The sequence below is a fragment of the Streptomyces sp. NPDC102462 genome, from assembly GCF_044765425.1.
Classification (GTDB): domain Bacteria; phylum Actinomycetota; class Actinomycetes; order Streptomycetales; family Streptomycetaceae; genus Streptomyces.
In genome coordinates this window covers 68,281-78,975 of record NZ_JBIWKB010000044.1, presented here as the reverse complement: position 1 = coordinate 78,975, position 10,695 = coordinate 68,281, and the positions used below count along the sequence as shown (strand labels likewise).

The window sequence follows — 10,695 nt, the reverse complement described above, 5'->3', positions numbered from 1 at the left end:
CCAAGTACGTCCAGTACGAGGACCTGCGCCCGGCACACCGAGAGCACGCTCCCCCAAGCTCTCGGCTCCGCTCGACCAGGGGGGACCCCCACGACCCCGCAGGGCCCGCCCTCCGGGCGAACGACGGGAGTTTGACGACAGGACCTAGCCCTGCGCGTGCTCCATGACCGCGAGCGTGCCCTGGGCCACCGCGCACAGCCGCTCGGTGCCGTCGGCCGCGAGCGCGAAGAGGCCACAGCGGCAGACGGCGAGGGTCCGGCCGGCCCGCCACCGGCAAGGAGAACCCGGGAGAGCCCCGCGCCGGACCCCACTCGGCTCCGAGACCCGAACACGGTACGGCGCCACCCACCGCCGGCCGCACCGAGCCGCCGGCCGAACCCTTGGCCGAGGGCGGTCGGCGCATCGCGGATCGCCGGGGCCGACGGCCGAGCCTTCCGGGACGGCGGCGTTTCGCACATCACTGGATCCGCGCGAGCGCCATGGTCTCCTCGACGCCCTCGACGCCCTCGACGCCCTCGACGCCTCGACGCCCTCGACGCCCTCGACGCCCTCGACGCCTCGACGCCCTCGACGCCCTCGACGCTCTCGACGCCGCCCCACTGGCCGTGCACCGGCGGCCGGGACCTGTCCCGGACCGCCGCCGCCGAGGAACTGTTCGGCTGCCGCGCCGAGCAGGAGTGCCGCCCGGTCGACGCGGGCACCTGCCGCCCGCCCTGATGCACGGCGGCGCACCACCGCGGCTGCCGGCCCCGCGCACCGCTTCCCCGCGGGGCGTCGGCCCGGTCGCCCTCCGCGGCAGCGTCCGTGTTCGGTTCGGTGAGCTGGGCGTTCTGTCAGGTGGGGCCTGGTCACGGTCCGCCGCCATGCCGTCCCGCTCGGCGTCCGGACCTTCGGTGCCCGGGGGTGCCTGCGGCTCGGGCCGTGCACATCCGGCGGTCAAGCAGCACCATATTGTGGTGTAGAGGATGGGATAGATGGCATCTGGGCGAAATGGATCCGAAGCGCCCCCGACCGCCGGGCCGCGCGATCCCTTCGACGCGTCCAACGACGCGGTGGCGGTGATCTCCGGGCGGGGCACCGTCGTCGGGTGGACCAGCGGCGCCGAGGCGCTGCTCGGCTATGGCGCACCGGAGGTCGTCGGCCGCTCCGGCGCCCGGCTGCTGGCGCTGGCCGGGGACCCGCTGCGGCTCGCGGGCATCGTGGAGCGGTGCCGTGAGGGCGTGGGCTGGAGCGGCCTGGTCCCGCTGCGGCACCGGGACGGCCACCGCATCGAGGTCGATCTGCGGGTGTCGGCGCCGTTCCGCATCGGCGGGGAGGAGTGCTTCCTGGTCTCGGCCCGGGAACAGTTGCCGCAGTGGACGATGGGCCAGTCCGTCCTCGACGGGTTCCTGACCCGTTCCCCGGTCGGCATGGCCGTGATGGATCCCCAGCTGCGTTACATCTGGCTCAACGACACCCTGGAGCGGTTCGGCGGGGTGCCCCGGGAGCAGCGGCTCGGCAAGCGGCTGAGCGAGCTGCTGCCCGGCCTTCAGGCGGAGACGCTGGAAGGACTGATGCGCAAGGTGATGGTGACCGGAATCCCGGTCATCGACTACGAGTACGAGGGCTGGAGCTGGGCCGATCCGCACCGCCAGCACGCCTACTCCTCGTCGTTCTTCCCGCTGGTCGACGCCGCGGGCTCGCTCACCGGCGTCTGCTACATGGTCCTGGACATCACCGAGCGCTGGCACGCGCGCCGCCTCCTGTCCATGGTCAACGAGGCCGGGAGCAGCGTCGGCAGGACCCTCGACGTGATGCGGACCGCACAGGAGCTGGCGGACTTCGCCGTGCCACGCTTCGCCGACTTCGTCGTCGTGGACCTGCTGGAGCCGGTGCTGAGCACACAGGGCCACGGGACGTGGCTGTCCGACGCCGGACCGGCCACCGCACGGCCCGTGATGCGCCGGGCGGGCCTGAGCTCGGCGCGGGACGGCTGCCCGGAGGCGGTCGCGCAGATCGGCGACCGGGTGGACTTCATCCCCCCGCCGCACGACCTGAACCTGCTCGTGGAGGGCGACCCGATCTTCACCCCCGTCCTCGACGCCGACGACCCGCTGTGGGTGTCCGAGGAGCCCGTCCGCGCGGCCCGGATGCGCGAGTACGGGCTGCACTCCATGATCGCCGTGCCGATGCGGGCCCGGAACACCGTCCTGGGCCTCGTCACGTTCATGCGCTCGCTCAACCCGGTCTCCTTCCACCCGGACGACGTCCTGCTGGCCCGGGAGCTGGTCGCGCGGGCCGCGCTGTGCGTCGACAACGCCCGCCGCTACAGCCGCGAGCACACGGCGGCGGTCACGCTCCAGCGCAGTCTGCTGCCGCACGTCCTGTCCGGCGGCACGGCCATGGAAGTGGCCTCCTCCTATCTGCCGGCCAACGCGACCGGCGGGGTCGGCGGCGACTGGTTCGACGTGATCCCGCTCTCCGGTGCCCGGGTGGGGCTCGTCGTCGGCGACGTCGTCGGGCACGGCATCGCCGCCGCCGCGACCATGGGCCGGCTGCGCACCGCGGTGCAGACCCTCGCCGACATGGAGATGCCGCCCGACGAGCTGCTGGCCCATCTGGACGACCTCGTGCTGCGGCTGAGCGAGGAGGAGCCCGACGACGAGGCGTCCCACCAGACCGTGACCACGTTCCTCGGGGCGACCTGCCTGTACGCCGTCTACGATCCGGTGACCCGGCGGTGCGCGATGGCACGCGCAGGCCATCCGCCGCCCGTGGTGGTCACCCCCGACGGCCAGGTCTCCTTTCCCGAGCTGCCCGCCGGGCCGCCGCTCGGACTGGGCGGGGTGGCCTTCGAGGCCACCGAGATCGAACTGGCCGAGGGCAGCCTGCTCGGCCTGTACACCGACGGCCTGGTCGAGGGGATCGACCGCGACATGGGCGTGGGCATGGCCCGGCTGGGCCAGTTGCTGTCCCGGTCGGACCTCGACCTCGGCACCCTGTGCCGCACCGCCGCGCAGCAACTGGTGCCCACGCCGCAACTCGACGACATCGCGCTGCTGCTGGCGCGCACGCACGGCCTGGGCGCCGACCGGGTCGCCTCCTGGGAGGTGCCGCTCGACCCGGCGGCGGTCGCCGACCTGCGCACCCGGGCGACCCGGCAGGTGACACAGTGGGGCTGCCCGGAACTGGCCATGACCACCGAACTCGTCGTCAGCGAGCTGGTCACCAACGCGATCCGCTACGGCTCGCCGCCCGTGTGGGTGCGGCTGATCCGTGACTCCCGGCTGACCTGCGAGGTCGCCGACGCCAGCAGCACCGCTCCGCGGCTGCGGCACGCCCGCAGCATGGACGAGGGCGGCCGTGGCCTGTTCCTCGTGGCTCAGCTGGCCCATCGCTGGGGCGCCCGGTACGTGGCCGACGGGAAGATCATCTGGGCCGAGCAGGAGATTCCGCCGTCCTACTGAGACCGCCTGATGCATGGCGAACTCCTGAAGGATTGACGGGAGTTGTGAAAGGTGACAAGAATTCAGCTACTTCGCTGTGACCGAAGTGAGCGAAGGGGTGCGAGTGGTCCGGACCGGTCCGGACCGGCCTGCCCGGCTGTCGCCGACGTATCCGAAGTATCCGACGTATCGGATGTATTCCGTGTGTCCGTCGTCTGTGCCGTCTCCATCGGTGTCTGTCGGTGTGTGTCGGCCACGTCGGTCGGCGCCGGTGTGCCTTCCTCGCGCCCGCCACCTCCCACACATCACTGACGCAGAGGCTCATCTTGTCGCGTTCGTATCGCCCCAGAACCGTCGCCGCCCTCGCAGCCCTCGCCGCCGCCGTCCCCGTGCTCGGGACGGCGGGCGCGGCGAGCGCCACGACGGGCGCCGGCTGCCAGTCCGCCACGGTCCAGTACCGCATAGTCGGCGCCGACGGAAACGTCGTCGGCGCCGACTGGACCTCGCAGGGCGGCTTCCACCAGTGGGACACCGTCCCCGGAACCGTCGAGGTCCGGCTGGCCCCGGGCCAGTCCGTGGCCGAGGGCTGCACATACCCCGTCTCCCTGGCCGAATACACCACAGAGGGCCCCGACTGGGAGACGTCGGGCCGGCAGACCCTGGTCGACAAGGCCACCGTCCATCTGACCGCCGCGGACATGGCAGGCCCGGACGACGCGCGGCGGACCTGGCAGCGGCTCACCGTCAAGTCCCCGGACTGCTACGGCCAGATCGACCTGTACGGCGACGACGTCACCTACGACGGCGGCACGGGCGAGGGCCACGGCCCGGCGCCGTACCGGCCCGGCAACGTCGCCACCCCCTATCACCTCATCGCGGCGTGGAACGGCGGCGACAAGGCGTGCGCCCCGTCCGCGCCCGACTCGCCCACCCCGACCCCCTCGCAGCCGGGTTCGACCCCGACGGCCCCCGCGACGCCCGCCACCCCCGCGGACAGCACGCCGCCCGCCGGCACCACCACCGCGCCGACCACCCCCAAGCCGGCCAAGACGCCCCCCACCAGCGCGGACGTCCCGCCCCTGCAGTCGGCCCCGCCCGCCACCCCCGAGCCGTCGCCCCACGACAGCGCGCCGCCGCTGGCGGAGACGGGTTCGGGTGCCCCGGTCGGCCCGATCGCCGGCGCCGCGGCTGTCGTCGTCGTCCTCGGCGCCGGGGCGCTCGCCGTGGCACGGCGCTCGCGCCGCTCGTGAACCGGGTCCGGGCCGGCCGGTGCGCATCCCCGCGGACCGGCCGGCCCGGGCAGGCCGAGAGCGCGGCGCCGTGCGGGGCGTCTGGTCCGCCAACTGCCTTGGGGCAGAGTGAAGTTGATGTGAAAGGCTGTGGTGGCCGGCCGCGGGCAAGGGGGCCGCGGCGGTCACCGAGAGGAGAGCCCAGCGTGCGACAGGACGGCTTCCGCGCCGAGGAGATCGACACCAGCAGGCCGCACCCCGCCCGGATCTACGACTATCTGCTGGGCGGCAAGGATAACTACCCGGTGGACCGCGACGCGGGCGACGCGCTCGCCGCCGCGGCGCCCGAGGTGCGCATCGGCGTCCAGGCCAACCGCGCCTTCCTGCGGCGGGCCGTCAGGTACGTCGTCGGCCGCGGCGTCCGCCAGATCCTCGACATCGGCACCGGGCTGCCCACCTCGCCCAACGTGCACGAGACGGCGGCCGAACTGGCCCCGCACGTCCGGGTCGTGTACGTCGACAACGACCCGATCGTGCACACGCACGCCGGCGCGCTGCTCGGCGGCTCCGGCGAGCGGGGCATCGTGCTCGGGGACCTGCGTGACCCGCGGGCCCTCGTGGACCACCCCGACGTCCGCCGGGTCATCGACTTCGACGAGCCCGTCGCCGTGCTCCTGGTGGCCGTCCTGCACTTCCTCACCGACGCGGAGAAGCCCGGGGAGGTCGTCGCCACCCTGCGCGACGCGCTCCCGGCCGGCAGCTACCTCGTGCTCTCGCACGCCACGGGCGACTTCGCCGACCGCAGCGCCGCCCAGGCCGTCTACGGCAGGGCCACCGCCACCCTGAACCTGCGCTCGCACGCCGCGGTCGAGCGGTTCTTCGACGGCTTCGAACTCGTCGAACCCGGCCTCGCCCAGGTCCCGTTCTGGCGCCCCGACGCCCCGCCGCCGGACGGCTCCGCCGCGATCGGCTTCTACGGCGGCGTGGCCCGCAAGACGGCCTGAACGCTCGGCACACGCCATCTCGCCAACCGTAATCGGCTGAAAATCATCGCCTCTTGGGTCGGGGAAACGACGGCGTGAGCGGTGCACGTCCCGTGGGCGGGGAGTAACCCCTGGGAAAGCCGGGGCCTTTGGGGCATTGCGCCGTCGATATCGATCAAAAGTCCCTACCACGCACTCCCGTTCGGGTGGCCAAATTCCGACGAAGTTGGCTCCTGGGCGGACTGCGCAACTTGTCCGGTATCCGCGGTCGGCGGGATGGCTAGCATGAGCCGGGTGCCGTCCGGACGGACCCGCTGCCGTGGGAGCCGTTCCGACCTGCGGTCGATGCGTGCCGATCGACCTTGCCCTGCTCTCAAGGACCAGAGGGACCGCGGAATGTCAGTGCCTGCTCCCACCAGCCAGCCCCGGACCACCAAGGCGTCCCGCGCCGCACGGGCCGTCCCCCCGGCCGTGCTGCTGGTGACCGCCGCGGCGGCCGGCGGTGTCTCGGCGGCGGCCCCCGAGGCCGCCCGCGGCTGGACGCTGGCGGTGGCCGGGGCCTCCTGGCTGTGTCTGTCCTGCTCCGTCCTGGTCGGCTCCCGGCTCTCGCGGCGCGCCCGCCGCACCGCCGACCAGCAGGCGGCGCAGATCGGCACCCTCAACGCACAACTGGCCCAGCAGCACGCGGCCTCCCTGCACGTGGCGAACGTCGCCCTGCCGGCCGTGGCGAAGCAACTCCTGGACGGGGCGGGCGCCGACGAGGCCCTGGCGGGCGCCGCCTCCGTCGCCGAACCCGAACTGCGGCGCATCACGCACACCTTCGCCACCCTCATGGAGGACGCCGTACGGCAGGCCGCCGAGGTCCGCGCCGAGCACCACGAGGCCCAGCGCGAGACGGCGCGGGCGACGGCGGAGCTGGAACAGCTGACGCAGCGGACGCTGCCCGCCGCCGTCGCCCGGCTGCGCGAGGGCGCCTCGGCCGACGTCGTGCTGGCCGAACTGGACTGGCCCAGCCTGCCGTTGCTGCGCACGCCCGCGGAGCTGTTCGTACGGGAGATGGCCCTCAGCGAGCGCCGCGCCGCCGCCGCACAGGCCGCCTCGGCCAAGGCGCTCAGCCGGGTCCAGGCCAAGGCCGTCAGCATGCTCGCCGACCTCCGCGAGATGCAGGAACGGCACGGGGAAGAGGTCTTCGGCGACCTGCTGCGCCTCGACCACAGCACCTCCCAGCTCGGTCTCATGACCGACCGGCTGGCCCTGCTCATGGGCGGGCGCTCCAGCCGCGCCTGGAACAAGCCCATCGTGATGGAGAGCATCCTGCGCGGCGCGGTCGGCCGGATCGCCGCCTACCAGCGGGTCCGGATGCACTGCTCGACCCAGGCCGCGATCTCCGGCTACGCGGCCGAGGGCGTCATGCACCTGCTCGCCGAACTGATGGACAACGCCGCCAACTTCTCGCCGCCCATCGACGAGGTCCACGTCTACGTGGAGGAACGTACCGCCGGAATCGTCGTGACCATCGAGGACAGCGGACTGAAGATGGCCGACGCCGCGATGCGGCACGCCGAGAAGGCGGTGGCCGGTCAGGCGACCGACCTCGCCTCGCTCCAGGGCACCCGACTCGGCCTTGCCGTGGTCGGCCGGCTCGCCGCCAAGTACCGCATCAGCGTCAACTTCCGGCCCTCCTCGCGCGGCGGCACGGGCGTCGTCGTCCTGCTTCCGCCCCAGCTGCTCGCCCAGCAGCGCGAGCCCGCCCCCGCCACGTCCGAACCCCGCGCGGAAGCGGTGATCCCCACCCCCGGACCCGCCCCCGCCGTGGAGAGCGACCTGTTCGGCACGGACCGCCCGGACACCCCGCGCGCGACCGAACCGGAGCCGTCCCCGCCGCGTCCGGCCGGCTCCACCCCCAACGGGCTGCCGGTGCGCGCCCCCGGCCGGACCATGGCCGAGGCCGAACTCGAACGACAGCAGCGCAAGGCGGCCGACGACGCCCCCGCGCGCGACGAAACCCGGCCGGGCGCCCGCGGGGCGGCCCGCGACGCCGGCGCGCAGTTCGGCGCCTTCCACCGCGGACGCCGGGCCGGCGCCGCCGGCGGCGCCCCGTCCGGCGCAGCGGAGTCCGAGCCGCCCGTCCCGGAGTAGCACCACGGCGCCTTTTGTACGGCGCCCAGAGCCCTGGCATCCCTGCCCCATGTTCGCGAGATTGGAGGAACGGGCCGGTGACCGGACAACCGGGCACCACCGTCCCATCACCTGCCATGCAGACCACCGACAACAGCCTGACCTGGCTTCTGCAGAACCTCCTGGAACGCACCCCCGGGACGCGTCACTCCCTGGTGCTGTCCCGGGACGGCCTGAAGCTCTGCTGGACCGAGAACCTGACGCTGGACCAGGCCGACCAGCTCGCCGCGATCTGCTCGGGCATCCAGGCACTCGCCCAGGGCGCCTCCGTGGAGTTCGGCAACGGCACCGGCGGCGTCCGCCACTCCATGACCGAGTTCCACGGCGGGTTGCTGTTCATCGTGGAGGCGGGCGAGGGCGCGCACCTGGCCGTGGTCGCTGACGAGGACGCCGACCCGGGCGTGGTCGGCAACCAGATGACGGAACTGGTCGAGCAGATCGGCGAGCACCTGCGGGCCGAGCCCCGCCAGCCCGTGACGGGGAGTGCCTCCTCGTGATGCGCAGGCCCGTGGACACCGGTGATCCCGATCGGCTCTACACGGTCACGGGCGGGCGCAGCCGTGCCGACGACTCCTTCGACCTGGTCACCTTGGTGGTCAGCGAGTGCGAGCCGACCGCCGGCATGCAGTCGGAACACGTCAGGATCCTCGAACTGTGCCGGCATCCCACGGCCGTGGTCGAGATCGCCGCGGAGCTGAAACTCCCGATCACCGTGGTGCGCATCCTGCTCGGTGACCTGCTGGCCACCAGCCGGATCACGGCACGCCACCCGCGCGCGGCGCAATCCTTCGCTTCGCTTCCCGAAACCGCCCTTCTCAAGGAGGTGCTCGATGGGCTCCGCAATCTCTGAGCTGCCTTCCAGCCGCGCGCCCTTGGCCGATGCCGCCGAGACCGGACTCAAGATCGTCGTCGTGGGCGGATTCGGGGTCGGCAAGACCACCTTGGTCCGCTCGGTGAGCGAGATCCGGCCGCTGAACACCGAGGAGGTCATGACGCAGGCCGGTGTCGGCGTCGACGAGATCAGCGGGGTGCGGGCGAAGACCACCACGACCGTGGCCTTCGACTTCGGCCGGATCAGCCTCAACGACCGCATGGTCCTGTACCTGTTCGGCGCCCCCGGGCAGGAGCGCTTCTGGTTCCTGTGGGACCGGCTGTTCTCCGGCACGCTGGGCGCGGTCGTGCTGGTCGACACCCGGCGGATGAACGACTCCTGGTACGCGATCGACCGTCTCGAACAGCACCGGACGCCGTTCGTGGTGGCCGTCAACCGCTTCGACGACGACACCTCGCGATACTCCCTGGACGAGATTCGCCAGGCGCTCAGCCTGCCCGAGCACGTGCCGCTGATCGAATGCGACGCGCGGGTACGGGCGTCGGGCAAGGACGTGCTGATCACCCTCGTGGATCACCTCTACCAGATGGCCGCGGTCAAGGAGAGCGCATCGTGACCGACACCGGATCCGACCCCACACCGCCCCCGGGCTGCCCGGCCCACGAGGGCGCGGTGCCGCTGGCCGGTCTGGAGTACCAGCAGGCGCCCGCACAGCTGTACCGCAGCCTGCGGCGCGAGCACGGCGCCGTCGCGCCCGTGCTGCTGGACGGGGACGTGCCCGCCTGGCTCGTGCTCGGCTACACCGAAGTCAGCTATGTGACCAGCCATGACGAGCTGTTCGCCCGGGACTCGCGGCGCTGGAACCAGTGGCCGGCCATTCCCGCCGACTGGCCGCTGCTGCCCTTCGTCGGCTACCAGCCCTCGGTGCTGTTCACCGAGGGCGAGGAGCACCGGCGCCGGGCCGGCGTGATCACCCAGGCACTGGAGGGCGTCGACCAGTTCGAACTCGCCCGCGACTGCCAGATCATCGCCGACCGGCTCATCGCCTCGTTCGCCGGCAGCGGCCGGGCCGAGCTGATGAGCGCGTACGCGCACGCCCTGCCGATGCGGGCCGCGGTGCAGATGTGCGGGATGCCGCACGAGGGCACCGACACCCAGCAACTCGTGGACGACCTGCGGATCTCGCTGGACGCCGCGGAGGGCGACGACCCGGTCGCGGCCTACACCCGGGTGGGGGAGCGCATCCAGCGGCTGGTCAAGGAGAAGCGGGACAGGCCGGGCCCGGACGTCACCTCCCGGATGCTGCTCGACCCGGCGGGACTGACCGACGAGGAGATCGTCCAGGACCTGATCTCCGTGATCGCCGCGGCCCAGCAGCCGACCGCCAACTGGATCGGCAACACGCTGCGGCTGCTGCTCACCGACGAGCGGTTCGCACTGAACGTCTCGGGCGGCCGGCTCAGCGTGGGCGAGGCGCTGAACGAAGTCCTCTGGCTGGACACGCCGACCCAGAACTTCATCGGCCGCTGGGCCGTGCGCGACACCCAGCTCGGCGGGCGGCAGATCCGGGCGGGCGACTGCCTCGTGCTGGGGCTGGCCGCGGCCAACACCGATCCGCAGATCTGGCCCGAGTCGCACGTCGGCGCGGAGAACTCCGCCCATCTGTCGTTCAGCAACGGCGAGCACCGCTGCCCCTACCCGGCCCCGCTGCTCGCCGACGTCATCGCCCGTACGGCGGTCGAGACGCTGCTGGAGCGGCTGCCGGACCTGGTCCTGGCGGCGGACCCGGGGGAGCTGACCTGGCGCCCGTCCATCTGGATGCGCGGCCTGACCGCCTTGCCGGCCCTCTTCACACCGGTGGTGCAATAGCGCACCGACCGTGCAGTAGCGCCCCGGTCCGTGCCGGTGACCCACTCGACCGTGGCAGCGGCGCACCTGTCCGTGGCGGTGGCATACGGCATCCCGGGCGGTGGCGCACTCGTCCGCGGCAGTGGCGCGTCTGCCCGTGGGGGTGCCGCGCCTGTCTGTGGCGGTGGCGCGCCGGTTCG

8 protein-coding genes are annotated in these 10,695 nt (G+C 72.9%); all 8 read left to right on the top strand.

Features of this window, described 5'->3' with window-relative positions:
- Positions 1 to 974 precede the first annotated feature (974 nt).
- Positions 975 to 3,446, top strand: coding sequence for a SpoIIE family protein phosphatase (locus ACIRFL_RS30920; protein ID WP_404034804.1), 2,472 nt, complete (start codon positions 975 to 977; stop codon positions 3,444 to 3,446).
- A gap of 305 nt (positions 3,447 to 3,751) precedes the next feature.
- A complete protein-coding gene (locus tag ACIRFL_RS30915) occupies positions 3,752 to 4,675 on the top strand; it encodes a hypothetical protein (RefSeq protein ID WP_404034802.1) in 924 nt (307 codons plus the stop codon).
- A 185-nt stretch (positions 4,676 to 4,860) separates the two neighbouring features.
- Positions 4,861 to 5,658, top strand: a complete 798-nt coding sequence (locus ACIRFL_RS30910; protein WP_404034800.1) for an SAM-dependent methyltransferase — start codon at positions 4,861 to 4,863, stop codon at positions 5,656 to 5,658.
- A gap of 375 nt (positions 5,659 to 6,033) precedes the next feature.
- Positions 6,034 to 7,776, top strand: a complete 1,743-nt coding sequence (locus ACIRFL_RS30905) for an ATP-binding protein (protein WP_404034798.1) — start codon at positions 6,034 to 6,036, stop codon at positions 7,774 to 7,776.
- Positions 7,777 to 7,892: 116 nt separating this feature from the next.
- Positions 7,893 to 8,312 carry a roadblock/LC7 domain-containing protein gene (locus ACIRFL_RS30900; RefSeq protein WP_404034796.1) on the top strand — a complete coding sequence of 140 codons (420 nt, stop codon included), beginning with the start codon at positions 7,893 to 7,895 and terminating at the stop codon, positions 8,310 to 8,312.
- Entirely contained in the window at positions 8,309 to 8,665 is a 357-nt protein-coding gene (locus ACIRFL_RS30895; protein WP_404034794.1) for a DUF742 domain-containing protein, read from the top strand. Before ACIRFL_RS30900 ends, ACIRFL_RS30895 begins: the two co-directional genes overlap by 4 nt.
- Positions 8,646 to 9,263: a GTP-binding protein gene (locus ACIRFL_RS30890; protein WP_404034792.1), complete on the top strand. Its 618-nt coding sequence runs from the start codon at positions 8,646 to 8,648 to the stop codon at positions 9,261 to 9,263. Before ACIRFL_RS30895 ends, ACIRFL_RS30890 begins: the two co-directional genes overlap by 20 nt.
- The gene (locus ACIRFL_RS30885) at positions 9,260 to 10,516 is read left to right on the top strand and encodes a cytochrome P450 (protein WP_404034790.1); all 1,257 of its coding nucleotides are present in this window, start codon (positions 9,260 to 9,262) and stop codon (positions 10,514 to 10,516) included. The genes ACIRFL_RS30890 and ACIRFL_RS30885 overlap by 4 nt, the downstream gene beginning before the upstream one ends.
- Positions 10,517 to 10,695: the final 179 nt, after the last annotated feature.

Bases quoted from the DNA above. Each gene is read 5' to 3' on its own strand.
- ACIRFL_RS30920 (WP_404034804.1), top strand. From the start codon at position 975: ATGGCATCTGGGCGAAATGGATCCGAAGCGCCCCCGACCGCCGGGCCG.
- ACIRFL_RS30905 (WP_404034798.1), top strand. From the start codon at position 6,034: ATGTCAGTGCCTGCTCCCACCAGCCAGCCCCGGACCACCAAGGCGTCC.
- ACIRFL_RS30900 (WP_404034796.1), top strand. From the start codon at position 7,893: ATGCAGACCACCGACAACAGCCTGACCTGGCTTCTGCAGAACCTCCTG.
- ACIRFL_RS30890 (WP_404034792.1), top strand. From the start codon at position 8,646: ATGGGCTCCGCAATCTCTGAGCTGCCTTCCAGCCGCGCGCCCTTGGCC.